At 61.3% G+C, this 24,362-nt stretch carries 20 protein-coding genes; 13 read left to right on the top strand and 7 right to left on the bottom strand.

What is annotated here, in order from left to right; genetic code table 11:
- On the bottom strand, nt 1-1,100 hold a 1,100-nt coding region (locus VGL22_RS04705; protein WP_465265734.1), incomplete at its 3' end, for a replication-associated recombination protein A.
- Nucleotides 1,097-1,933, bottom strand: coding sequence for a TrmH family RNA methyltransferase (locus VGL22_RS04700; RefSeq protein ID WP_465265733.1), 837 nt, complete (start codon nt 1,931-1,933; stop codon nt 1,097-1,099). The genes VGL22_RS04700 and VGL22_RS04705, both read right to left, overlap by 4 nt.
- A gap of 150 nt (nt 1,934-2,083) precedes the next feature.
- Between VGL22_RS04700 and VGL22_RS04695 the strand changes: the two genes are divergently transcribed.
- Together VGL22_RS04695 and VGL22_RS04690 are read left to right on the top strand one after the other, a co-directional pair.
- The gene (locus VGL22_RS04695) at nt 2,084-2,728 is read left to right on the top strand and encodes an L-threonylcarbamoyladenylate synthase (RefSeq protein ID WP_465265732.1); all 645 of its coding nucleotides are present in this window, start codon (nt 2,084-2,086) and stop codon (nt 2,726-2,728) included.
- Nucleotides 2,729-2,738: 10 nt separating this feature from the next.
- Entirely contained in the window at nt 2,739-3,383 is a 645-nt protein-coding gene (locus tag VGL22_RS04690; RefSeq protein WP_465265731.1) for a YdcF family protein, read from the top strand.
- Between the two features lie 14 nt (nt 3,384-3,397).
- On the opposite strand, the gene VGL22_RS04685 is transcribed toward VGL22_RS04690, so the two are convergent.
- Nucleotides 3,398-4,333: a DUF92 domain-containing protein gene (locus VGL22_RS04685; RefSeq protein WP_465265730.1), complete on the bottom strand. Its 936-nt coding sequence runs from the start codon at nt 4,331-4,333 to the stop codon at nt 3,398-3,400.
- A gap of 147 nt (nt 4,334-4,480) precedes the next feature.
- Between VGL22_RS04685 and VGL22_RS04680 the strand changes: the two genes are divergently transcribed.
- The 6 genes from VGL22_RS04680 (at nt 4,481) to VGL22_RS04655 (ending at nt 12,577) form a co-directional block, all read left to right on the top strand.
- Nucleotides 4,481-6,895: a glycoside hydrolase family 31 protein gene (locus VGL22_RS04680; RefSeq protein ID WP_465265729.1), complete on the top strand. Its 2,415-nt coding sequence runs from the start codon at nt 4,481-4,483 to the stop codon at nt 6,893-6,895.
- A 184-nt stretch (nt 6,896-7,079) separates the two neighbouring features.
- Entirely contained in the window at nt 7,080-8,534 is a 1,455-nt protein-coding gene (locus VGL22_RS04675; RefSeq protein WP_465265728.1) for a YncE family protein, read from the top strand.
- A gap of 82 nt (nt 8,535-8,616) precedes the next feature.
- Nucleotides 8,617-9,357: a TlyA family RNA methyltransferase gene (locus tag VGL22_RS04670; protein ID WP_465265727.1), complete on the top strand. Its 741-nt coding sequence runs from the start codon at nt 8,617-8,619 to the stop codon at nt 9,355-9,357.
- A gap of 137 nt (nt 9,358-9,494) precedes the next feature.
- On the top strand, nt 9,495-10,073 hold the full coding sequence (locus tag VGL22_RS04665) for a hypothetical protein (protein ID WP_465265726.1): 579 nt from the start codon (nt 9,495-9,497) through the stop codon (nt 10,071-10,073).
- 658 nt (nt 10,074-10,731) lie between these two features.
- Nucleotides 10,732-12,051, top strand: a complete 1,320-nt coding sequence (gene miaB / locus VGL22_RS04660) for a tRNA (N6-isopentenyl adenosine(37)-C2)-methylthiotransferase MiaB (RefSeq protein WP_465265725.1) — start codon at nt 10,732-10,734, stop codon at nt 12,049-12,051.
- Nucleotides 12,052-12,088: 37 nt separating this feature from the next.
- A complete protein-coding gene (locus VGL22_RS04655; RefSeq protein ID WP_465265724.1) occupies nt 12,089-12,577 on the top strand; it encodes a bifunctional nuclease family protein in 489 nt (162 codons plus the stop codon).
- A 124-nt stretch (nt 12,578-12,701) separates the two neighbouring features.
- Here the strand turns inward: VGL22_RS04655 and VGL22_RS04650 are convergent, their stop codons facing one another.
- Together VGL22_RS04650 and VGL22_RS04645 are read right to left on the bottom strand one after the other, a co-directional pair.
- A complete protein-coding gene (locus VGL22_RS04650; protein WP_465265723.1) occupies nt 12,702-14,093 on the bottom strand; it encodes a glycosyltransferase family 87 protein in 1,392 nt (463 codons plus the stop codon).
- A gap of 339 nt (nt 14,094-14,432) precedes the next feature.
- Nucleotides 14,433-14,636, bottom strand: a complete 204-nt coding sequence (locus VGL22_RS04645; protein WP_465265722.1) for a Flp family type IVb pilin — start codon at nt 14,634-14,636, stop codon at nt 14,433-14,435.
- A 569-nt stretch (nt 14,637-15,205) separates the two neighbouring features.
- Between VGL22_RS04645 and VGL22_RS04640 the strand changes: the two genes are divergently transcribed.
- Nucleotides 15,206-16,012 (top strand): hypothetical protein, encoded by an 807-nt coding sequence (locus tag VGL22_RS04640; protein ID WP_465265721.1) that lies wholly within the window; start codon nt 15,206-15,208, stop codon nt 16,010-16,012.
- 189 nt (nt 16,013-16,201) lie between these two features.
- Here VGL22_RS04640 and VGL22_RS04635 read toward each other — a convergent pair whose 3' ends face one another.
- Nucleotides 16,202-17,110 carry an IS1595 family transposase gene (locus VGL22_RS04635; RefSeq protein WP_465265720.1) on the bottom strand — a complete coding sequence of 303 codons (909 nt, stop codon included), beginning with the start codon at nt 17,108-17,110 and terminating at the stop codon, nt 16,202-16,204.
- Nucleotides 17,111-17,355: 245 nt separating this feature from the next.
- A complete protein-coding gene (locus VGL22_RS04630) occupies nt 17,356-18,924 on the bottom strand; it encodes a tannase/feruloyl esterase family alpha/beta hydrolase (protein WP_465265719.1) in 1,569 nt (522 codons plus the stop codon).
- A gap of 77 nt (nt 18,925-19,001) precedes the next feature.
- Between VGL22_RS04630 and VGL22_RS04625 the strand changes: the two genes are divergently transcribed.
- From VGL22_RS04625 to VGL22_RS04610, 4 genes are all read left to right on the top strand, one after another.
- The gene (locus VGL22_RS04625) at nt 19,002-20,816 is read left to right on the top strand and encodes an ABC-F family ATP-binding cassette domain-containing protein (RefSeq protein ID WP_465265718.1); all 1,815 of its coding nucleotides are present in this window, start codon (nt 19,002-19,004) and stop codon (nt 20,814-20,816) included.
- A gap of 84 nt (nt 20,817-20,900) precedes the next feature.
- Nucleotides 20,901-22,322 (top strand): sigma-54-dependent transcriptional regulator, encoded by a 1,422-nt coding sequence (locus tag VGL22_RS04620; RefSeq protein WP_465265717.1) that lies wholly within the window; start codon nt 20,901-20,903, stop codon nt 22,320-22,322.
- A gap of 171 nt (nt 22,323-22,493) precedes the next feature.
- Nucleotides 22,494-23,375 carry a ferritin-like domain-containing protein gene (locus VGL22_RS04615; RefSeq protein WP_465265716.1) on the top strand — a complete coding sequence of 294 codons (882 nt, stop codon included), beginning with the start codon at nt 22,494-22,496 and terminating at the stop codon, nt 23,373-23,375.
- A gap of 11 nt (nt 23,376-23,386) precedes the next feature.
- A complete protein-coding gene (locus VGL22_RS04610; RefSeq protein WP_465265715.1) occupies nt 23,387-24,271 on the top strand; it encodes a ferritin-like domain-containing protein in 885 nt (294 codons plus the stop codon).
- Nucleotides 24,272-24,362: the final 91 nt, after the last annotated feature.

Genomic DNA, 24,362 nt, shown 5'->3' with positions numbered 1-24,362 from the left:
TGCACCGCGCCGTAGGCGGTGTAGACCGCATTCGACTTGGGCGCGAGGCATAGATACACTACGGCTTCAGCCAGCGCCAGGTCGCCCTCAGGCGAGCCGAGGAAGTCCATTGCCTCCTTCGCGCTCAGGCACAGATTCAGCGCTTCCGGTGCGGCCAGGCCAATGTCCTCCACAGCCATGCGCACCACGCGGCGCGCCAGGTACATGGGGTCTTCGCCGGCGGCAAACATGCGCGCCAGCCAGTAGAGCGCCGCGTCCGCATCGGAGTTGCGCACGCTCTTGTGCAGCGCGGAGATGAGATTGTAGTGCTCCTCGCCGGACTTGTCGTACATCAGCACGCGTTGCTGCACGGCTTCCCCGGCTACAGCCTTGTCGATGCGCTTCGTGCCCTCTTCCGCAAGCTGGGCGGCCACTTCGAGCGTGTTGTAGGCCGACCGGCAATCGCCGCTGGAGTACCCCGCGATGAGCAGAAGCGCGTCATCGTCGGCGGCGAGGTTCATCGCGCCCAGCCCGCGCTCCGTGTCCTCGAGCGCCTTGCGCAGCAGTCCCGCAATGCGCTCTTCGCTCTGCGGCTGCAGCACGTACACCCGGCAGCGCGACAACAGCGCGGAGATGATTTCGAAGGACGGATTTTCCGTCGTGGCGCCAATAAGCCGGATGGTGCCGCGCTCCACATAAGGCAGGAACGCATCCTGCTGGGCCTTGTTGAAGCGATGGATCTCGTCCACAAACAGGATTGTCCGCGAGTGCAGTTCAGCCGCGCGGGCCGCGTCGGCCATTACCTGTTTGATCTCCTTGATGCCTGAGAGGACCGCGGAGAACTCAATGAAATTGGCTCTCGTGGTTTCCGCGATGATCTTGGCCAGGGTGGTTTTGCCCACCCCGGGCGGCCCCCACAAAATCATGGAGCCCAATTCGCCGGTACCCTGGGCGTCGCGTTCGATCTGCACCCTCAGCGGCTTGCCCGGACCCAGCAGATGCTCCTGCCCCACGTAGTCATCGAGCGACCGCGGCCGCATGCGCTCCGCCAGGGGAGCCCCGGCGTGCGGCGATTTTGAAGAACGTCTGGAGAGATCCAGCTCGCCGTCAAACAGGCTCATCGGCCCTGACCTCGAAGCTGGCGCGGCCCGCCCGCGGCGGTCTGCCGCTGACGGCAGGCTTCATAAAGCAGGACGCCGGCAGCCACCGCGGCATTCAGGCTTTCCACCGGGCCGGGGCAGGGAATCGTCACCCGCGAGTCGGCATGCTCGGCAATCCCCTCAGGAACTCCGTTCGCCTCATTGCCTATAACAATCGCGATAGGACCGGTGAAGTTCACCATATCCGCGGGTTCGGCACCCAGCACGGTGGTGGTGAGGATACGCATGCCGGATTCCCGCAGATTCAACAGACACTCCTCCAGCGTGGCCATGATCACGGGCATGCGGAAGATGCTGCCCGCCGACGCGCGCACAGCCTTGGGACTCCATGCATTCACCGTTCCCGGCAGGCTGATGACGCCGCTGGCTCCAAAGGCGTCCGCCGAACGCAGAATGGTGCCAATATTGCCGGGATCCTGGATAGCCGCCAAAACAACAACGAGAGGGTCCCAGGTGCTGCGGCCTCGCAGAATGTGAGACCAGGTCCAGTCGGGCAGTTCCACCAGCGCCGCCAGCGGCTGCGGTGTCTCGGTCTCCACGGTTGCGTTGAACAGAGGGCGGGGAACGATCAGGACGTCCGTTTCTTTTGACACCGGCAGGTGCTCGGCCAACTCTGCCGCGTCCTGTGCAACAAAGACGCAAGCCACGCGGACACCGGCCCGAACCGCCTCCTCCAGAAGGTGCGGCCCCTCGATCCCGACCAGGCCGTGGGTGTCGCGGCCTGGCCGCACCAGGGCGCGTCGCAGTTCTTTCAGCCGCGCGTTGTGCTTACTTTGTACAATGCGAACAGGCATTCACCGGGCCTCCACGATTCACCTGATTCTATTCTTTCAGCGTCAGGGGCGCCGTGGTGCGGCGCGCGCGGGCGGGTTGACTTGCACCACCCGGAGCGCTGTGATAGCTTCCGTGTTTACGGCACTTTACGGGAAATTGAGGTAGACCTCTTGTCCGCAGAAATCTTGCGCGTCCATCCTGACGAGCCTCAACCAGACCGGATTGACTATATCGTCTCCTGCCTGAAGAAGGGCGACCTGGTGGCCATGCCCACCGATACCTTCTACGGGCTTGCAGTCGACCCGGTAAACCTGCGCGCGGTGGAGCAGATTTATCAGCTCAAGAGCCGCCAGAAGCACAAGCCGCTGTCGCTGCTGATTGCCAATGTCTCGCAGGCGTTCCAGATCGCGCGCGACATCGACGTTTCGTTCGATCGCCTGGCCGACAAGTTCTGGCCCGGGCCGCTCACCATCATCGTGCGCGCCGGCACGCGCCTTCCGCTGCGCTCCACGGCCAACACCGGCAACGTGGCCCTGCGCGTTCCGGACGCAGCCATTCCCCGCGCTGTCGTAGAAAAGTTCGGACTGCCCATCACCGCCACCGCGGCCAACCTGCAGGGCGCGTCAGAGTGCACGCATGCAGCCTGCGTCCGCGACCAGATCGGCGACCGCGTTCCCCTCATCGTGGACGGCGGGCCGACCGGGCGCGCACTGCCCACCACGATTGTGGATCTGTCGCTCGGCCCTGGCCGCTGGATGATCCTGCGCGAAGGCGCCATTCCCACCCACGAAATCGTGATGGTGCTGGAGCGTTAGAGCGACGGTGATGAGCACGGCCCGAGACGAACTGGGTATGAATCGCAGGGCAAGATGGAACCGCGGAGTCCTGCGCTGGTTCCTGATCGCGGTGCTGCTGCTGCTGACCGCAGCCGCTCTCTGGTGCTGGTGGGTCGCCGCGCAGATCCGCTACTTCGCAAACACCGACCAGGCAGAACCTGGCGATGCGATCGCCGTCTTTGGTGCAGCCGAGTATGCCGGAAAGCCATCGCCCGTCTACCGCGCCCGGCTCGACCACGCCAGAAGCTTGTATGAGCGCGGCATCGCGCCTCTCATCATTACGCTGGGCGGCCCCGGCGGCGACGCTTTCACAGAAGGTGGCGTCGGCCAGGCCTATCTGATGGGCACCGGCGTCCCCGAAACGGCAACCATCGCCGAAACGCACAGCCGCAGCACGTCGGAGTCAGCCGCGCGGCTGGCCGTGATTGCCCGCGCCAACAACCTGCGCCGCATCGTCATCGTCAGCGACGCCATGCACCTGTTCCGAATTCACGCCATCTGCGCAGCGGATGGGCTCAACGTCCTGACCTCCCCACGCCCCCCGAGCGAAAAAACCGAAACGTACACCCCTCCTGCCGACCCCATCTGGCACGAGATCGTGACCTATACGCTTTGGCGTTTGAGGTTGGATTGAGGCGGAAACGTAACTCAGAAGCCGGTCATTGCCTGGTGCGGCAAGATCACGATCAGCATGAGTGAGAACACGGCGGCGCTCGCCGTCGACACAAAATTCACCGCATCGTTATTCAGCCACCCCGCACGCTCCAGCGTGGCGCCGAGCAGGCTGTCGAAGAACAGCCCGAACACTCCCCCCGCCCAACTCAGCAGAAACATCTCCAAATTGCCATGGAGCGCCCATGCACCCGCCGCCGCAACAACCGTCGCGGCAAAAATCCCGCCAACGGTACCGGCGAGACTGACCGCCCCATCCATGCCCGGATCAACGCGGCGGAACGTCGTGAGCATGAACGGCCTCCCGCCGAGCACCTGCCCGATCTCGGAGGACACTGTGTCCGCGGCCGCTTCAGCAAGCGCCGCCAGAGCCGGCGTCAAAATGGAGAACGGCGCCGACGCCACCAGCGCAAACAGCCGTGAATCGATAAACCATGCCTGCACCGCCGGATTCATCGCGACCGTAGCGAACCCCAAATTCGCAGCCACTTGCGCAGCTCCGCGCCCATGGTTCGATTCGCCCGTGCCCAGGCGCTGCTTGCGCTCGCCCCCAAATCGCGTAGCCAGCGAGGTCAGCACCATGAACGCCAGAATCGGCGCCATGGCCGATCTCCAGGGCTCAAACGGGCCCTGCACCGCGCCGAACATCATCCCCGCCGTGAGCAATGCGCCGGTTGCAGACGCCGCGGGCGTCCCCGCGCGGAGAATCAGTGCCGCCACTCCCAGCAGCGCGCTCAGGCCCAGCGTCCAGATGGCGACCCCAGGCGCGACGGAAAAATACCAGCGACCCTGCAGCACCACGCTCACAGCGGTGCAGGGAATCACGAGAAGCAGGATCAGCTTCGATTGCCAGGCAAGAGATTGCGAGGGCACGCTTCTATCGTAGCGTGATGCGAAACGCAAGCCTTCCATCGCTGCTGCATCCCGCCGCTCAACCGAGGGCTGACGGCTGAAAGCTGCTGCGCTGCTGAATCGTTTTACACGGCGCGAACAGGCCTTCACGGGTTACACTCATCTCGCCAGTAATTCCAGGTTTTCTGCTCATTTTGGGAGCGCTCAATGAAAAGGTTTTCGGCAGTCCTGTTTTGGTCAGTTCTGATTTCCTCGGTTGCGGTTCTTTCTGCGTCTCTGGCTCTTCCGCCCCTCGCGTCCGCGCAGTCTGAGGCTTCGCGCGTGGTGCTGCAAGGCGGCGGCGAGACCATCGTGCTCGAGCCCTATGCGCCCAACGTTCTGCGCGTCTCCATCAGCATGGATGACGCGGCAGCCAGGTCGGCGCCCGGCTACGGCATCATCGCCAAGCCCGACCCGGCAGGCTGGAGCGCGACCGAAGCCAATGGCAGCGACGTCTACAAATCCAGCCGCATGACCGTCACCGTGAATCACCCCCGGGGCGCGGCTTCCACCAAACTCTTCGGCAATACCGGCACCTCGGTTTTCTTTCGCGGCTCGGCGCCCTGGGCGCACATCGGATTCGAGACAAACGACGGTAAAAAGCTGGTCGAAATGAAAGGCTGGGGTCAGGCCGTCTACAACCACAAAGACGGCACCGCGCAGCTCGCCAATGACTTCCGCCCCAGCGATCCAAAATCGTTCGTCATGAGCGCCAGCTTCTCCTCGCGTGACGACGAGCACTACTACGGCCTCGGTCAAAATCAGGAAGGCTATCTCGACCGTCGCGGCCATGCCATCAACTGCGCGCACGACTACCTCGCCGCGGCCGCGCCCACCGTGTGCGTGCCCTTCATGCTCAGCAACAAAGGCTACGCGATACTCTGGGACAATCCCGCCAAGACCAAAATCGAAGCCGGCTTCAATGAGCAGACAAGGTTCGAATCCCAGGCCGGCAACCGCGTGTCGTACTTCATCATCGCCGCCGGCAACGCGGATGAGATCTACGCTGGATACAAGCTGCTGACCGGCCCCACGCACCTGCTGCCCAAGGCGGCCTACGGATACATCCAGTGCAAGCAGCGCTACTCCACGCAGGAGGAACTGCTCGCCGTCGCCAAGGGCTACCGCGACCGCCATCTCCCCGCCGACATGCTCGTGGTCGACTGGTTCTACTACACCAAGATGGGGCAGATGGACATGGATCCAAAGTACTGGCCCGACCCCAAGGCGATGAACAAGCAGCTCCACGACATGGGCTTCGAGACCATGATCAGCGTGTGGCCGCGGTTCACGCCGGAGTCCCGCTACTACGACACCGTCAACAAAAACGGCTGGTTCGAGAAACTGGCCGACGGCACCCCGGAAAACGGCCTCCCTTACGATCGCGCCGGTTCCGACATCGACACCACCAATCCCGATGCCGCGAAGTGGTACTGGAACATCGTCCACACCAACATCATGAGCCTGGGCTTCGACGCCCTGTGGGCCGACGAGACCGAGCCTGACCTGCCTCCCAACGGCGCCTTTCTGCACGTTGGACCCGGCACGCAGTACTTCAATGTCTATCCGTACTTCCACACCAAGGCGCTTTACGACGGCTACCGCAAAGACGAGCCCAACAAGCGCGCCGCGATTCTCTCCCGCGATGCCTGGCTGGGCGCGCAGTCCAACGGCACCATCTTCTGGTCGTCTGACATTTACCCCACCTGGGACACCTACCGCCGCCAGATCCCCACAGGCCTCGACTTCGCTGCGACAGGCCTCACCTATTGGTCGAACGACACGGGCGGCTGGCAGTGGCTGCCGAGCGTGCACAAGCCGGCGCATCCGCCGCTGCTCGACCCCTCTGACGCCCGCAAGGTCGTAGGCGGCTATGACGATTACCCCGAGCTCTACACCCGCTGGTTCCAGTACGCCACCTTCCTGCCCATCATGCGTACCCACGGCAGCCGCGAAGAGAACGAGGTCTGGAGCTACGGCAAAGGCGCCGAACCCATCCTTGAGAAATACCTCCGCCTCCGCTACGAACTGATCCCCTATATCTACTCGCTCGGCTACAAGACGTGGGAAACCGGCGCGCCCTTCCTGCGCGCGCTCCCGCTCGATTTCCCCGACGATCCCAAGGTGGCTGATATGGGCGACGAGTACATGTTTGGCCCCGCGTTCCTTGTCGCCCCGGTCACGGAGCAGGGAGCCACCACCCGCGAGGTCTACCTGCCCGCCGGATCCGACTGGTACAACTACTGGACCAGCGAAAAGGTGAAAGGCGGCCAGACCATTAAGGTGGATGCCCCCATCGACACGATTCCGCTCTTCGTGCGCGCCGGGTCCATCATCCCCTTCGGCTCCATGGTTGAGAGCACGCACGACAAACAGTCCATTGCCAAGGTGCGTGTGTATCCCGGCGCGGATTCCAGCTTCACCCTCTTCAACGACGACGGCGTTACCTACGCCTATGAGAACGGCGCCGGATCCATCACCCACCTCAAGTGGGACGATGGCGCGCAGAAATTGACGCATGAGGGCGCCGCGGCGTGGAGCGACTCCGACAGCTCCATTGTGGAAGTCGTAGGGCAGAAATAGGAAACCGGAAGCAAACCTCCTGCCTCGCGGCGGGATGGCTCTGCACTTTCTTCCCAACGTCCGCCGGTATCCTTCGTCTAAACCCCATCCGATCAGAACCGGCGGTACGCTGATTTACAATCACCTGAGTAAGCAGGAACGAAACTGAATGAAGCTTTGTTTTTCACGTTTTAACCAGGCGCAAATGCGGTTGGTTCAGGCGACCGCTTTCGTTGTGTCCGGCGCCATGGTGGCGGGATGTGGTGCGGGCTATCGGCCGGTCATCACACCGACCAGCCCCAGTGGGCCGGCTTCGCAGCCCGCGTCGCTCGTGGCCGTGGTTTCCGCGCCCTCCAGCACCACTCCGGGCGTGGCCACCATCATCGATTATTCCGGCGATACCATCATGGCCACCGCGCCCATCGGCCCGGGACCAACCTCCTTCACCATCGATCAGACCGGTTCCAACGGTTATACCGTCAACAGCGATGGCACCCTGACCAACTTCCCCGTCACCGCAACGCTCCAGCAGAAGAACGTGGAATACACCACGTTGCCCGCGACCGCGAAGGTCCTGAACCTGTTTTCGCCGTCCGCAGGCCTCTACGCTGCTGACCTCTCCGGCGACGTGGTGGATGTCCTCGGTGGGTTTCCCGCCACATTCAAGCTGGCCATCCCGGTCGCGGCCACTCCGTTGACCGTCATTGGACCCTCTTCAATCGGGCAGCGCAATTACGTTATCTCGCAGGGCTTTTCAGATTCGACCGGCGTGGCCTGCAACGTAGCCCCGCGCACCACCGCGGCCCTCGGCGAGGCCGACGCCATTGAAACCGCCAGCAACACCGTTTCCGCGCGCATCCCGCTCGGCAAGTGCCCGGTTTACGGTGTTCAGTCCCCTGACGGCAGGCGCTTGTTTGTGCTGAATCGCGGCGATGACACCATCACCGTGATCGACAGCGAGAACAACACGCTCAATGACCGCTGCCCCCCGCCCACCGGATGCACCAATCAGGCCGGGCAGCAGTACTTCTCCCATCCCCGCCTGCCCCTCTCCACATCGGCCGGCCTCGGCGGCGCTGGCGTTCCGGCAATCGCCGGGCCCGTCTATGCCGAGTACAACGCCAAAACCAGCCAGATGGTGGTATCGGATTACGACGGCAACGCCATCAACGTCATTGACGTGAGCCTGGACATCTACGGAAACGACAGCCCGACCTTCGGCACAACGTACACGATTCCGGTCGGTACCAATCCCGCCAGCGTCACCGTGCTCAACGACGGCAGCCGCGCCTACACCGCAAACCAGGCGGACGGCACCGTCAGCATCGTGGATCTCACCAGCCACACCCTGACCAAGACTCTGCCCGTCAACGGCCATCCCCGCACGGTCGCTTCAACGCAGAACTCGCTTTACGGCAAGGTCTATGCGGCATCGCCGGACAGCCCTTACCTCACCATCCTCCGCACCGATCAGGACATCATCGACGCCAACGTGCTGGTGCAGGGCAACATTGTCGACGTGCGCGTTACCACCCAGGACGCAAACAAGGGCAATGTCACCGTGGTCAGCCGCAAGCCCGGCTACGGGCAACCCTGCAACTTGCCGCCCAACGTTCTGGCCCCGGCGAGTGCCACCTGCTCCAGGATGCCCATCCCGTAATTACCTCGGGCGCATCGCGAATCAGGGCCGTTCCCGCCGGGACGGCCCTCTTCATTTTCGGGAAGAAGGATAACGTAGAACTGTGGCCGCAAAGGTGCGCATTGACGTGTTGCTGGTCGACCGCGGGCTGGTGCCCAGCCGCGAGCGTGCCCGTGCGCTCATCCTCGCCGGCCGCGTGCTCGTCAACGAGCAGAAGGTCGACAAGCCCGGCGCGGCGGTTGCCTCTGAGGCTGCCATTCGCCTCCTCGGCGAAGACCTGAAGTACGTTAGCCGCGGCGGACTCAAGCTCGAAGGGGCGCTCGATCACTGGCGGATCGCGATCCAGGATCGCGCCTGCATTGACGTAGGCACCTCCACCGGCGGCTTTACCGACTGCCTGCTGCAGCGCGGCGCGGCAACCGTAACCGCCGTCGACACCGGCTTCGGTCAGATCGCCATGAAACTGCGCAACGACCCGCGCGTACGCCTGATGGAACGCACCAACGCGCGCCTGCTGGAGCCGGGATCGCTCGGTCGTGAGGCGTCGCTGCTGGTCATGGACGTGTCCTTCATCTCCGCCACGCTGCTTCTGGAGCCTGTGTTCGAGGCGGCCCCGGCGCTGCACCAGGCCGTCATCCTCATCAAGCCCCAGTTTGAAGCCGGCCGGGAAAACGTCGGCAAGGGTGGCATCGTGCGCGATCCCGCCGCGCACCAACTGGCTATCGACAAGGTGACGGATTGCGTGCGCTCGCTAGGCTGGCGCATCGTGGGCGTTATCCCATCGCCGATCACCGGCGCGGAAGGGAACCAGGAGTTCCTCCTGTTCGCACGCCGGCACGAATAGCCCAACGACCGATAACCTGCGGTTCGGCATAAGCATCGTATTGCGACATGAACGGTCGCCGGACTATACTCATCGCATTCGGCGACGGGCCCTCTGCACGTTGCCTTGCAACTCAATTCAGCTCAGGAGTAAAGCTCATGATGCGAGCCTTCTCGCGCACATGTTTGCTGGCAGCAGCCTGCGTGGCTGCCATGCCGGGTCTCACACATGCCCAGGAAATGATCCACGCGGTCACCGGAACCGTTGCGGCCATCAACAGCGCCGCCAAAACCATCTCCGTCCTGGTGGACAATGGCCCCCGTACTGATTTCCAGCTCTATACCAATGGGAAGGCGCGGATCGCCTTCGACAAACGCATTGAGGCGGACAGCACCGCGGCCGACGCCTTCGACAAGCAGGGCGCCTATGTCATTGTTTTCTACTACTACGGAAAAGGCGACTCCCGCACCGTGGTGGCGCTCAAAAGCCTCGGCGCAGGCCCGTTCAGTTCGACTGAAGGCACCGTCACGAAGTATGACTCCCACGCGCACACTCTCTCCGTGCAGGACAAATCCGGCAAAGTGCAGAACTTCAGCATCGACCCCAAGACAGTAGCCGAGAGCACCACCGGCGCCCTTCCCGGAGACCACTTCCGCGCGGATAAAGGTGACCAGGTGCGCATCGTCAGCAGTACCTCGGGTGGCAATCCCACGGCTTTGTTTGTAAGGGACCTCTGAGCCGCGATCACATTCCCCAGGTCTCGCACCGGTGGTTTGGTTGAACCCCGCTTTCCTGCCTGAATCCCGGATGAGTCGCGTTGCTGTTTTTCCCCGGAAACGGCAGCGCTCGTGGGGGCCATCCGCCCCCCACCCCCCACCCCCCCCGGAGAGCTTCGAGGCGGCATAGGCGTCACGGCACAACTTCACAGGATGCGGAAAACCAGTCGCAGCCACCGCTTTGCCGGAATGCATTGAGAACTGTGACAGCCGATACATCCCCGTTCGAGCCAACTTCCCCATAATCATTTCCGTGCCGTTCATGGCCGATGGTTCAGTGTGTCCAAATCGGCCCCATATCCGGCTCTACACGCAGCAGGCGCACACTTGATCGACCACTTGATCGACCAACAGTTAACTAAAACATTACCTAGTGCGCTTTTTTTTGCCTTTCGACTCACCTTGAAACGTAACATATTGATTATAAAAATGATAGATACGAGTCAAATGTGAGCCACATCACTTATCCACAGGCAATTCCTCTTAATTCTCCTGCGGATTCATCCCGTTTACAGTCCACGGTCCCACTCATTGCGGCAGGCGGAAGTTTGCAGTTCAGTAAACACGTGCCAGAGCCCGGCGGCCTCGGAACCATCCTCACGGTATACTCAAGAGTGCTATGGCGCCCGAGAAAACCTTCTACCTTGAGACCTTCGGCTGCCAGATGAACGCGCACGACTCCGAGAAGGTGATTGGCACTCTGCAGCGTGAGGGCTACCGCCGGGTCGACTCGGAGGAGGAAGCCGGGCTCATCCTCTATAACACCTGCTCCATCCGAGACAAAGCAGAGCAGAAGGTCTTCAACCGCCTCAACGACTATAAGAAGCTCTACAAAGCCGGTAAGCGCTTTGGCGTGCTCGGTTGCGTCGCCCAGCAGGAAGGCGAGAAGATCTTCGAGCGCGCGCCCTACGTCTCCCTCGTCTCAGGATCGGCGTCCTACCGCAAGCTCCCCGAAATGCTCTCCCGACTTGAAGCCGGCGAGCACCGTATCACCGGCCTCGACGACCGACAGACCGACGAGACCTTCGAGACCGAGTACACCTCGCGCCAGAACCCCTACCGCGGCTACATCACCATCATCGAAGGCTGCGACAAGTTCTGCGCCTACTGCGTCGTCCCGTACACCCGCGGTAAAGAGCGCAGCCGCACCTCCAGCTCCGTCCTCGAGGAAGCGCGCCGAATCGCAGACCTTGGCTATACCGAGATTCAGCTCCTCGGCCAGAACGTCAACAGCTTCAAGGACGCGGAAGGGAAGTTGAGCTTCGCTGAACTCCTCGCCGCCGTCAGCCAGGTCCCCGGAATCCGCCGCGTCCGCTTCACCACCAGCCATCCCCGCGATTTCACAAAGGACATCGTCGAAGCCATCGACGCATTCCCGTCCCTCTGCGACCACGTGCACCTGCCGGTTCAGTCAGGCTCATCCCGCGTCCTGAAAGCCATGGCACGGGAGTACACCCGCGACTGGTACCTGGAACGAATCAGCTGGATCAGGGCAGCGAAACGCACCATCTCGCTCTCCACCGACATTATCGTCGGCTTTCCCGGCGAAACTCCAGAGGATTTCATCCAAACCATGGACCTGCTGGCCGAAGTGCAGTACGATGGCGTCTTCGGTTTCAAGTATTCACCGCGGCCGAACACGCCGGCTCTGGTCATGATCGATTCCATTCCTGAAGCCGAGAAGGCACACCGGCTTCAAGTGCTGCTTGATCGCCAGCGGGAGATTCAAAGAGCCAATTACGCGAACCACTTAGGTGAGGTAATGGAAGTGATGGTCGAAGGCCAGAATCCGGCGCGCGGACAGGTCTCGGGCCGCAGCAGCCAGAACAAACCTGTGAATTTCACCTGGCCGAACCCCATCGCTCCGGCTCCGGGCAGTTATCTGAAAGTACGGATCACTGCCACGCATCCAAACAGCCTGGTAGGCGAAGCCGTCTAAACCTCAGGACCGCACGTCAAAAGTCACAAGAGGATTTATGGACATCGAGGTCAGAATTCGCGGACTCATGATGGACCCGGCTACAAACATGCCGATTGTCGTCCTCAAAGATCCCGCCTCCGATTCCGTTATGCCCATCTGGGTGGGACCCTTCGAGGCGAACGCCATCGCTCTCGAACTGGAAAAGCTCGCGGCACCGCGCCCCATGACGCACGATCTAACGCGAAACCTGATCCATCACTTGAATGGGCAGCTGGATCGCGTAGTCATCACTGAGATTCGGGGGGATACCTTCTTCGCGGTCCTGTGGTTGCGCCAGGGAGACGAGCCGGTGATTGTAGACGCCCGTCCGTCCGATGCGATCGCATTGGCCCTCAGATTCGACTGCCCAATCTATGTGGCCGAAAAGGTGCTGCAGTCAGCCCGCATCGGCACCTCGGCCAGCACGGAAGGTCAGAGCAGTGAACAACAGCGCGGCTGGCTCGAAGGACTGAACGACGAAGATCTTGGCCGCTACAAGATGTAGGGCCCGAAAACGGCAGGGAACGCCCCAGTTTTCATCGTCGGCCAGGCAGAAATTCACCCAGTTCTTTGCACTATCCCGAATATCCATTATCGGACGTAGGGGATTTATTGCTGTGGCGTCGTTCCTACTCGCCAACTTCAAATAAACAACTGGTTACGTTTGCGCCGGTGACAAGAGCAGGCATGTTGCGCTCTTCGGACAGTGCGGCCCAGGCGCAGCGGATATAGGCCCACAGGTAGAAAGCGCCCATGGCTCCCAGGGCCAGAGTGGGTGTACGGGTCAGGAGGATTGCCGCCAACTTTCCGGCAAGTTCGTCCTGGGGCAGATGCAGAGCCTTGTTGATCAGGTTGAAGATCGCGAGTGGTACATCGGCGGTAAGTAATATGCCGGCGGTGGTCACCAGAATCGCAGGTTTTCGCAGCCGACTTCCCTCACCCCACAAAACGGCCAGAGCGGGGATACACAAGAACAGAAGCTTGGCGTCGTACTGGCGGTGGTAGACGGGGAGGAGACTCAGCGCTGAGATCGAGGCAATTCCAAGCCACGTGTACTGCCTGGAAGGGCGGGATCGAACGGCGATGACAGCCCAGATCAGGATGGGGATTCCGACCATCAGCCAGGTAAGAGGGTTGTAAATGGCCGGATCGTCTTCAAAGAAGCTGAGCACCGACTGGAGGCTGATGATCATACCCACCTTCGTGTTTCCGATCGAGGTGGGACCTGGGTCGTTGAGATCGCCGTGCACGGTGGTTGAGGCAGCGTTGGCGTGCCACTCCGCGAGCCAGTTGGGGGAAACGTGCGACACCCAGGCGATGCTCACGGCGACGAGGATCAGAGTGACGATGAGGGTTTGCCAGGCGCGTCGGCGAAGCGCACCTCCGGCCAGCACGAGGTAGAGCCAGATGAAGGCGACCTCCTGCGGTTTGATGGCGAGGGCAAGCGTCATGCAGAGGATTCCAGCCGGGATGTAACGCTCCCGGAGGAAGCACCAGACTGCGATGACGCCAAGGACCACCGACATTCCGGAGGCGTTGCCGAGCTGCAAGAGAACCTGACAGTTCCCTACCAGGAGGCAAAGGAGGAACAGTGTGATGGTGGGTGCTCGGCCCTCGGCGAGGTCCCAAATGAGCCAGGCGGCGAGCAGGAATCCGGCGGGCATGAGGACCATCCAGACGAGCTGAGCCGGGAGCCAGCCGAGAAGCGCAATGGGCATCACGACCAGGAGCGTGGAGGGCAGGTTAACGCAGACGGTAATGGCGCGACGAAAGTCGCGGAGGCGAACGGGGTCGGTGGGGATTTCCCCTCCCTCGCGCTGGTAGACCTGGAGGAATTCAGTGGGATTGTAGGGATCTTGGTGAGCGATCGCGGTGCGCGCGGCGAAGTAGACGGCGCGGAAGTCTCCGAAGCCGGCGTTCTTGGTATATCCGATCCAATATCCCCAGCCGACGGAGGCGGCGGTAGAAAGCAGGAGCCAGAACAGGACGGTACGGCGCGACATGGTTGGGCAGATCGTCATCTCAGGTCGTTTCATCAGGGCGACGCGGGCCGACGGGGCGGACGCATTGGAACGCCGCGGCGCGGCTGGAATTTGGGATTCGTGCCGGGTATCGCGCGGTTTGCGGCTGCTTCATGGCGTGCGCGGAGTCGCCGGGTCAGGGTGGAAAGAGGCGAGGGGCGCCGCCAGCTCACTCGACCGTGGAGGTCAAGCTGAAGGGGGGAGAAGCTGCCGGAAGCAGCCTCGCCCGATCCTTCCAAAGTTGCGTGGGGGGAGCGACAGGGCGCCAGACCCTGTCGCGCTGTCGTCCCCCCCACGGACATGGGGACAAGAGCCTCTGTTTTGAGGCTCCGGGACGGACTACACGTCGGCGCTGAGCTGGCTTCCGACGCTGTTGAATGCGGCGCTGATGTCGGTCGCGAGGGCCTTCATACCGGCAGTGGCAGCCAGAGCGATCAAGGCAACAACAAGGGCGTACTCAACCAGGTCCTGGCCTTCTTCCTGCATGAGCGAGCTCTTGAGATTCTGGAACTTGATGTAGAGGTTCAGCATGGTATTGTTCATTTTTTTCTCCCCGTGGGTTTGGTTTGAGATTTCCGGCGAGCCGGGCTTGCCCCTGTAGGAGCAATCCCGGTGCCATTTGGGGATACCGTTCAAATTCAGCAATTTATGGGAATGGGGATGCAGGATTGACGGCTGCGATGTGACCTGCCGTATACACACGGGAGACGGCCGTGACAACGTGTACACAGCACTTTGGTACTCGCACCGTTCCGGAAAGAAGTCACGTGCCGAATTGGGCATTACCATTGGGGCTCGCGAGGGATCCGGGCATCGACCGGGGACTTCCCTGCCCTCGGTTCCCTGCTCCTTTGGTCCGCCTGTAGTTATCGATTGATAAACAACCCGTCATAGGTTACCAATGAAACAATCTTTAGTAACCAAGGCTTAAAAGCGAAGGGGACACGAAAAGTCTCCACCCTGTGGAAAACTGTAAGTTATTGAAACATATAGGAAACTGCCGAAATCTTGTCAAGGGGGTCTGTGGAAATAAAAAGATGTAATTCATTAATTTTATAGGGCAATTATCCCCTCGCGTCAAGTAGTACAATTGGCGCATGGAGTCTCCGTGCTTGAAATCAGTTCGCGCCAAAATTGGGCGTGCGCAAGGCTATCTCGCTCAGGTCAAGTCGGCTCTCAATGCTACTTTGAGCACGGAATCTAAGATTGAGCCGATCCCCTTCAATACGCACCGACAGCGGCACAACCAGATTCTCATCGCCCTCAGCAATTTTGGCCCAATTGGCACTGATTTCCCTCTTATCGTTGGGGATTGCGTTCACAATATGCGTTCGGCTCTCGATCATCTGGTCTACCAACTCGCTATCTTGAATCATGCTCCCCCCGAGGCCGCTGAGAAAACCATGTTCCCCGTTTGCCTTACTAAGGAGGGGAACGGTTTCGATAGCATCGTAAAACGAAAAGTCGCCCCATTTGTCAGTAGCGCCGCCCTTGCAGAGCTTGAGAGGTGTCAGCCTTACAAGGCTTACGATGTCCCGGAAGAGTCCGATATCTGGGTTCTTCATAAGTTGGACATAATCGATAAACACCGCCTGCTCATCATCGCGCGAGAGCATTACGCTGTGACGTGGTTTCGCGTAACGCTCCCCAACGGGAGCGTTAGTGAGAAAGCTATTCCGGACCCCAAGTGGAAGCCCTTTGAAGGTGGCGCAGACATCATCCGATTTGATCTTTCCAGCGCTATCCCTACTCCAAGTCCAGGTGAAGTGAAAGTGGAGATGCAGGCGGCCAAGTCTGTACAGTTCGCCGATACTGGCCTCGCCTGTGACGGGATGTTCGTGCAAGACGCATTGACACACTGCCTTGGATTGGTAAAAGCAATCGTGCGTGATTTCGGAGCCCAGTTTTTCGGGGAGTGACACGTCCGCCTTTCCGGCGGATCGTGATACACTCCGCCTAAGCGGAGGTTTATAGCGGCATGAGCGGGAACTCTAGCGACGCGAAACCGAGCGCGAAACATCAAGATTTCAAGCCATCAAAAGAGGTTCAGGAGAAAATGCGGCCACTAACCGCAGACTCGTTCCATTCCCTCTTGAGGCGATCGGCTACTACTCAGGCCGCCCCGAAACCTCATTCAAAAGCAAAGTGAACATCGGAACCTGTTCGTTTCTGCGATTGTAGCGCCAAGTGTATTCGTTCAGGTAAGAGGGCAGATATTCCTTGCCTACCGAGTGATATACCCCGCCGATTCCCCTCTTTACCAGACTCCAAAATCCCTCAATCGTATTCGTGTGAACGTCGCCCATGACGTACACGCCAGCGCTGTGATTGATGCGGCGATGCTGGTAGCCGTTGACCTGCTCCAGACCATGATAGCCGCTCCAATCGTCTGTGAAGACCGTAGACTCAGGCAAGATGTACTCTTTGGCGATTCCGTGAAGAGTCTTCTTTGAGGCATCCGTAACGGGCATGGCGATCACCCGGCCCTTGCCTGTGCGCTCTACGACGCCCACGACACAGGTTTTGTTGCCATTGGTAGCGCGGCCACGGCTACCATTGCGCCGCTTCCCACCAACGTAGGTTTCATCCATCTCCACCGCTTCGCCCTCCAAACTGACATCTTCCGACATCAGGGTGCGAATCTGCTTGAACATGCGCCAAGCGGTTTTGTAGGTTACGCCAGTCTCGCGCTGAAGCTGCTTTGCGGAGATGCCGCAGCGGGTTGCGCTCATCAGGTACATGGCATAGAACCAAATCCGCAGTGACGTGCTGGACTTCTCGAAGATGGTTCCGGCCATCGGGGAAACCATGCTTCCGCAGTAGTCACAGGCATAGGCGGGGCGACCTGTTACGCGGTGATGTTTGCGGTCCTTGCCGCACTTGGCGCAAGGAATCAGGCCAGCGGGGAATTTGGAGTCTTTCAGCCAATCCAAACACGCATCATCGTTCGGGAATTGATTGTTAAAGTCCTGAATCGTAAAGCGTAAGTGCTTCGGGATGCTCTGCTTGGGTTTCATGGCAAAGACAGTATCCCATTTATTCTACTTGATGTCAAGGGATAATTGCCTTTTATAGTTAACAGGCATCTTGACTCTGTTTGGTTTCGAGTGTTGATGGCCCGAGTGCGCATTGCAGCTCCCTGCTTTGGATGGCCCAAGTATGTTGGCAGCATTGCGGGTGGGAGTCGGTGATGGCTGTCACGACAGTAAACGGCGGGCGCTGCCTGGCGGTCACGATTGTCGTCCGCTGGTTGCGGGACCGGCTATGGCTGCGCGCAGGCGAAGCTGGCGGCGTCGTTGATGTCGCCGGAGCCTTTGTACTTCGGCACTGTGGGGTAGGCGCAGAGGGGGCGGGTGAGTGAAGGCTGATGCGCGGCATTGCCTTGCGGAGCGAATCGGGTGGCGATGACGTTGTCGTCGGGGGCGCCCTTCTCGACCCAGTTCTCGAGCGAATCGAACAGGCCGAATCTGGAGCCTTTCTCGGTAGGTACGCCGAATTGTCCGAACGCGGTGGCTCCGGGGCCGCCGATGCAGTGTTCCATCCCTGGAACCATATAGAGACGCACGAACGAACCGGTCTTGTCGGCGCCCATCTTCTGCCGCACCTGCTTGTAGTAGTCGATGGTGTAGCCGGGGGCAATGGCGGGGTCGTTCCAGCCGTGATAGAGGATGAGTTTGCCGCCGCGGGCGGAGAACTTGCTCAGATCGGGGTCGGTGGAGTCGAGGTCTTCCGCAGATTTATCGTGCGAGAGCGTCATCATGGCGTCGGGGTCCGCGGTGAGGCCATTCCATTTGGGATCGCCGGTGACGATGTAGCGGAAGTCGTTGCGAACGAATTGGGAGAAGGCCGATGCTTCAGGATCTTCTCCGACGATCCAATGGGCCCAGCCGAGCTCGTCGCCCATGGAGAAGCCGAATCCATGAGGCTGGCCGGTTTTGCTCCGGGCGCCGTTGTAGAGAGTCTGCAGGGTTTTGATTTGCGGCTGAGTCAGGCAGTCGAGCGACTCTTCTCCTTTGCAGAGGAGGACCTGCGGGTCGAAGCGGCATTGGCTGGGATCGCCGATGATGCCGTCTTTTGCGCCGTCGAGGGAGTCACAGGCGTCGAGCGAGGCTTTCTGGATGGCGGGCAGCTTGAAGGAGGAGATGTAGGCGGTGGGATCGCCGAGGGCCTGCATGGCAGAGACGCCGGAGGCGAGCAGGGTGGACCATGCGTAGGCGGGCGCTCCGGCGAGGATACCGTCGTAGTCGTCGGGAAAACGCTGGGCCTCCATGAGGGCTTCGCGGCCGCCATCGGAGCAGGCATCGAAGTAGGATTTCTGCTGCGGCTTGCCGTAGTAGGCGCGGAGGATCTCTTTGCTGCGTTGCGCGGTGAGATGAATGGAACGCCAGCCGAAGTCTTTTACTTTTTCGGGATGTTGAAAGGCCCAGGTTGCGTCGGTGCCGTTGGCCTGATGTCCAGTGTCGGTGCCGGAGACGGTGAATCCGCGCAGGAGATATCCACCCATCTGCTGATAACCGATGACTCCGGCGAATCCGCCGTTGCCGACGCCAAGCTCTCGGCCATTCCAATTCTTTGCGGGCAGCCACACTTCGAAGCGGATTTTGGAGTCGCTGCCGGGACGCATGATGCCCTGCACGCGGCAGAACGCGGGGAGATCGTGAAGGCTGACGGCTTCAGGGAGATCGAGGGTGCCGGAGGTAACGGTGTCGGCAGCGGTGATCTCGGTGGAGTCCAGCCGGAGATTTTTGAGGCCAGCACAGTCCTGAGCTGAGGCTGCTCCGGCCGCCAACAGGATGGCACTCGCCACCACGCCCGCTCGTAATTTCCGCATCGTACACCTTCCAAAGCGTTCTGACACCGAGCCCTTTATACCAAATGCAGGGTGTGGCATCCGTTAACCTGAAAGAGATGCCACCGATTCTCAACGCTCAATCCGTCACCAAGCAATTTGGGGCTGTGCCGCTGTTCCGGAGTATTTCGTTCACGGTGGAGGACGGCGACCGGATCGGTCTGATCGGTCCCAATGGCGCGGGCAAGTCAACGCTGCTGGCGGTGCTGGCGGGGCAGGAAGATCCGGATGCGGGAGAGCTGGCGGTGCGGCGGCGGGCGCGCACGGCGTATGTACCGCAGGACTCGCAGTTTGAGCCGGGGCTGACGGTGCGGGAGGTGCTGGAGCGCGCGATGACGGCGGCGCACGTGAGCGAGGCCGAACGCGAGGGGCGATTGCGGGAACTGGCCGGCCGGACGGGCTTCGACCGTCTGGATGCGGAGGCGGCTTCGTTGTCGGGCGGGTGGCGCAAGCGGCTGGCTATTGCGGAGGCGCTGGTGAGTGCGCCCGATGTGTTGCTGCTGGATGAGCCGACGAATCATCTGGATCTGGCGGGCATTGAGTGGCTGGAGGAGTTGCTGGCAGCGGCTTCGTTTGCGGTGGTTACGGTGAGCCACGACCGCTACTTTCTGGAGTCGACGTGCACGCAGATCATCGAGCTGAACCGGGTGTATGCGGAAGGGCTGCTGCGAGTGAAAGGCAGCTTCAGCCGTTTTCTGGAAGACAAGCAGGCGTATCTGGAATCGCAGAACCGGCAGATGGAGTCGCTGCGCAACCGCGTGCGCACGGAAGTGGAATGGCTGCGGCGGGGGCCGAAGGCGCGGACCACGAAATCGAAGGCACGCATCGACACGGCGAACGCAATGATTGGCCAGCTTGCGGATATGCACACGCGCACGGCGCAGGGGTCGGCGGGGATCGACTTTGCGGCCAGCCAGAGGAAGACGAAGCGGCTGGTTGAGTTTGAGGATGTGGCGTGCGAGATGGGCGGCCGGCGGCTGTTCAGCGGGTTGAATTTCAGTCTGATCGCGGGGAGCAAGGTGGGCCTGGTGGGGCCAAACGGCAGCGGGAAGACAACGCTGCTGCGGCTGCTGCGCGGGGAGATAGAACCGGCGGAGGGCCATGTGAAGCGCGCCGATGCGTTGCGGTTGGTGTACTTCAGCCAGATGCGGGAGCTTGATACTTCATTGACGCTGCGGCGGGCGCTGGCGCCCGAAGGCGATTCAGTGATCCACAATGGGCGGCCGGTGCATGTGGCGAGCTGGGCGGCGCGATTTTTGTTTACGGGCGAGCAGTTGAATCAACCGGTGAACAATCTGAGCGGCGGCGAGCGGGCACGGGTGCTGATTGCGCGGCTGATGCTGCAGCCGGCGGACGTGCTGCTGCTGGACGAGCCCACGAACGATCTGGATATTCCGACGCTGGAGATTCTGGAAGACAATCTGCTGGAGTTTCCCGGCGCGCTGGTGCTGGTGACGCACGATCGCTACTTGCTGAATCGAGTGGCGACGACGGTGGTGGGATTGGACGGCGAAGGGCACATCGGGTTGTTTGCTGATTTTGGCCAGTGGGAACAATGGATGGAGGAGGAGCGGGAACCGACCGGCAAAGGCGAGGCGATGCCGAGCGGTGCTGCGACCGATTCCGTTGCGCCAGGGGGGGCCGCCGCGAAGAAGAAGCTCTCGTACATGGAAGCGCGGGAGTTTGCGGCGATCGAGCAGCGGGTGGAGGCTTCCGATGCACGGCTCGAGGCGGCGCGCGGCAGGCTGGAGCAGCCGGAGATTGCCAGTGACGCGACGGCGCTGCAGCAGGCGCTGGCCGAATTGGCGGCGGCCGAGGAGGAGAGTGAAGCGCTCTATGCGCGATGGGCGGAGTTGACGGAAAAGGCCGGCTGACCTTGAGCGAAGTGCGGGCGACGACGCTTTTTGCGGCTCACAGACTGCCCGATTCAGGCGTGGTAGAACATTAGGAATGGCGCGATGGAAGCGCAGCGTGGATATATGCCGAGCGGAGTGAAAGTTCTGATTGTCGAAGACGAGCCCAACGCGTTGATGGGGCTCGCCGAACTCATCTCCGGATGGGGCTATCGCACGGAAACGGCACGCGACGGTCTTGAGGGGTGGGAGAAGATTCTGGCGTGGAGCCCGTCGATTGTGGTGACGGACTTGAAAATGCCGCGCCTGGATGGGATTGGGTTGCTGTCGCGGATTGCCGAAGAGGGGCACAACTTCAGGTCGAATGTTTCCGTTATTTTGCTCACGGCGCAGGGAACGATCCAAACCGCTGTGGATGCGATGAAGCTGGGGGCATACGATTTTCTGCTCAAGCCGGTGGATGCGACGCGGCTACGAAATATTCTGGCGAACGCCACGCGGCAGCGGGAGACGGAGATCGAGCTGGAGGTGGCGAGGCGGCGGCTGCGCGAGTCGGGCGTTCTGGGCTCGATGGTGGGCACGTCGAAGGCGATGCGCGAGATCTTTTCGCTGATCGAACAGATCGCATCTTCCAATGTGTCGGTGCTGATCACGGGAGAGAGCGGCACGGGAAAAGAGCTGGTGGCGCGGACGCTGCACGACCTGAGCCCGCGGAAGCCACATCCATTTGTTGCGGTGAACTGCGCGGCTATTCCTGAGACGCTGATCGAGAGCGAGATTTTCGGTCACGAGAAGGGTTCGTTTACAGGCGCGTTGGAGCGGCGCATCGGGTGTTTCGAACTGGCGACGGAGGGCACGCTGCTGCTGGACGAACTGGCGGAGATGCCTTTTGGCACGCAGGCCAAGCTGCTGCGCGTACTGGAAGAGCGCAAGCTGCGCAGGCTGGGCGCGCGCAACGAAGTGGACGTGGATGTAAGGGTGCTTGCAGCGACGAATCGTAGTCCGGAGGATGCGATCTCCGGCGGGAATCTGCGCGCAGACCTGTTCTACCGGCTTAGCGTGTTCCACATCCACATGCCGCCGCTGCGCACGCACCTGGAGGATCTGCCGGCGATGGCGGAGGCCATGCTGAGGGAGATGAACGCCAAGCACGGCCGCAAGGTAGCGGGGCTGGCGCCGTCGTTTCTGGACCGCATGATTGCGTACAACTGGCCGGGGAATGCGCGGGAGTTGCGAAACACGGTGGAGCGCGCTGTGATTCTGTGCCCGGACGGCAACCCACTGGATGCGGGGCATCTACCGCCAGGCTTTGGGAAGCAGCACACGGCTGCTCCGCTGGCGGACGACACGAGCGTGGTGCCGGTGCGAGTGGGCAACACGGTGGATGAAGCCGAGCGGATGCTGATCCTGAAAACTTTGGAAGCGACGGGCCAGAACAAGACGCGTGCAGCGGAGATTCTGGGCGTGAGCCTGAAGACGCTGCATAACAAGCTGAAGGAGTACAGCCACGCCGGGCAGCCGGCGTGAGGGGCACCTGGCTGGCCGGCAGAAGCCGGGCGGGGGAAGCGATCCTTCACTCCCGGTCTGAAATCGCCAATATCGTTCCTAACTCCTAAATCCAAAAATCCATCCGGCACGTACTGCCTCTGAACGCCCTTCCCTTCTCAACCGGCGTTCAGGAGGAAACACGTGGGTCCAATGAGTGCGGTTATAAGGAGAGGTCTGTCCCGGCGAAATTTTCTGGCGGGGGTGGGTTGTACGGCCGGCGCGGCGGCGGTTGCGGCGACAGGCTGCGGCGGCTCGTCGAAGGTGACGACGCCAACGCCGAACCCGACGATTACGGATGCCGATGTTCTCAATTTTGCATTGAATCTTGAATACCTGGAGGCCGAGTTCTACCTGCGGGCGGCTACGGGCACAGGGCTCGCCAACTCCGATATCGGATCGAGCGCGGGCGCGGTAACGGGGGGCGCGCAGGTTCCGTTCAAGACACAGGCCATTCAGCAATACGCGATGGAGATTGCGGATGACGAGCAGGCGCATGTGCAGTTTTTGCGCAAGGCCCTGGGAACGTCAGCCGTAGCGCGGCCGGCGATCAACTTCACGGATGCATTCAACGCAGCGGCTTCGGCGGCGGGGATCGGTCCGGCCTTCAATCCTTTCGCGGATGAAGAGAGTTTTCTGCTGGGGGCGTTCGTGTTTGAAGACGTGGGGGTGACGGCGTACCACGGAGCGGCGGGGCTGCTGAGCAGCGTGGCCAACCTGCAGGCGGCGGCGGCGATCATGGCGGTGGAAGCGTATCACGCGGGCGAGATACGGACGCTGATTGCGCAGACGGGGGGAAGCGCAGTCACGTATGCGAACAAGATCTCGGCGCTGCGGGGAGCGGCGGGCGGGGGCGGCGAAACATCGGTTTCCACCGGCACGATTGTGGCGGCGGATTCGGACTCGATTGCGTACGACCGCACGACCGACCAGGTACTGCACATCGTGTATTTGAATGCTACGGCCGGCTCGGTGAGCAAGGGCGGCTTCTTTCCCAATGGACTGAACGGAACCATCACGTCGAGCGCGAGCTGAGGAGATCAACCATGCTGAGCAAACTGGAGAACACGACTGCGGAAGGCGGCTGGCTGAATCGGCGGTCTGCCATGCTGATGGGCGGCGCAGCGCTGGCCGGAATGGCACTGAGCCGGAGTGCGGCGGCGCAGACTGTGACGGACGCGGACATTCTGAACTTTGCGCTGAATCTGGAATACCTGGAGGCGCAGTTCTACACGCTGGCGACTACGGGCAAGACCATCGACCAGGTGGGCATCGGCACGGCGAGTGGCGGAGGAACCGCGGGCGGGAAGGTGACGGTGAAGGCGAATGCGGCGGTTTCATTTACCACGCCGGCGCTGAAGGACTTTGCCAACGAGCTGGCGACGGAAGAGCAGAACCACGTGAAGTTTCTGCGCACGGCGCTGGGAACGAGCGCAGTGGCGATGCCGAACATCGACCTGATGAACAGCTTCAATGCGCTGGCCGGAGCCGCAGGGCTGGGGTCGAGCTTCGATCCGTTTGCGAGCGAAGCGAACTTTTTGCTGGGCGCGTTCATCTTTGAGGACGTGGGCGTGACGGCATACCTGGGAGCCGCGGGCCTCATCAGCAACAAAACTTATCTCGACAAAGCCGCCGGGATTCTTGCGGTGGAGGCGTACCACGCGGGCAGCATTCGGCTGCGTGTATTCCAGGCAGGCACGGCGGCGCAGGGGGCGGCCAGCAAGATTGCAGCCGCACGCGCGCTGCTGGACGGCACGGGCAACGACGACATTGGCGTGGGTGTGCAGAGCGGGGCGGCCACCATCGTCGATGCGGATTCGAACGCCATGGCGTTTGCGCGCACTACCACGCAAGTGCTCAAGGTTGTGTACGGAGGCGGATCGGCGAGCGGCGCGTTTTATCCCAACGGCCTGAATGGAACGGTCAAATAGTCCGCTGCGCTTACTGGTTTTGGGGTCCGGTGCGTCTCTGGCGCCGGGCCCTTTTTTGTCTGCGGGACGGACGGAACACGACGCGGTGTTG

The organism is Occallatibacter sp. (genome assembly GCF_036502485.1).
Taxonomy (GTDB): Bacteria; Acidobacteriota; Terriglobia; order Terriglobales; family Acidobacteriaceae; genus Telmatobacter.
This window is presented reverse-complemented; position numbering and strand designations above follow the sequence as displayed.

Coding starts and splice junctions, on each gene's coding strand:
- VGL22_RS04700 (WP_465265733.1), bottom strand. CDS start 1,933: ATGCCTGTTCGCATTGTACAAAGTAAGCACAACGCGCGGCTGAAAGAA.
- VGL22_RS04690 (WP_465265731.1), top strand. CDS start 2,739: ATGAGCACGGCCCGAGACGAACTGGGTATGAATCGCAGGGCAAGATGG.
- VGL22_RS04685 (WP_465265730.1), bottom strand. CDS start 4,333: ATGGAAGGCTTGCGTTTCGCATCACGCTACGATAGAAGCGTGCCCTCG.
- VGL22_RS04680 (WP_465265729.1), top strand. CDS start 4,481: ATGAAAAGGTTTTCGGCAGTCCTGTTTTGGTCAGTTCTGATTTCCTCG.
- VGL22_RS04675 (WP_465265728.1), top strand. CDS start 7,080: ATGCGGTTGGTTCAGGCGACCGCTTTCGTTGTGTCCGGCGCCATGGTG.
- VGL22_RS04665 (WP_465265726.1), top strand. CDS start 9,495: ATGATGCGAGCCTTCTCGCGCACATGTTTGCTGGCAGCAGCCTGCGTG.
- miaB (WP_465265725.1), top strand. CDS start 10,732: ATGGCGCCCGAGAAAACCTTCTACCTTGAGACCTTCGGCTGCCAGATG.
- VGL22_RS04655 (WP_465265724.1), top strand. CDS start 12,089: ATGGACATCGAGGTCAGAATTCGCGGACTCATGATGGACCCGGCTACA.
- VGL22_RS04650 (WP_465265723.1), bottom strand. CDS start 14,093: ATGACGATCTGCCCAACCATGTCGCGCCGTACCGTCCTGTTCTGGCTC.
- VGL22_RS04645 (WP_465265722.1), bottom strand. CDS start 14,636: ATGAACAATACCATGCTGAACCTCTACATCAAGTTCCAGAATCTCAAG.
- VGL22_RS04635 (WP_465265720.1), bottom strand. CDS start 17,110: ATGAAACCCAAGCAGAGCATCCCGAAGCACTTACGCTTTACGATTCAG.
- VGL22_RS04630 (WP_465265719.1), bottom strand. CDS start 18,924: ATGCGGAAATTACGAGCGGGCGTGGTGGCGAGTGCCATCCTGTTGGCG.
- VGL22_RS04625 (WP_465265718.1), top strand. CDS start 19,002: ATGCCACCGATTCTCAACGCTCAATCCGTCACCAAGCAATTTGGGGCT.
- VGL22_RS04620 (WP_465265717.1), top strand. CDS start 20,901: ATGGAAGCGCAGCGTGGATATATGCCGAGCGGAGTGAAAGTTCTGATT.
- VGL22_RS04615 (WP_465265716.1), top strand. CDS start 22,494: ATGAGTGCGGTTATAAGGAGAGGTCTGTCCCGGCGAAATTTTCTGGCG.
- VGL22_RS04610 (WP_465265715.1), top strand. CDS start 23,387: ATGCTGAGCAAACTGGAGAACACGACTGCGGAAGGCGGCTGGCTGAAT.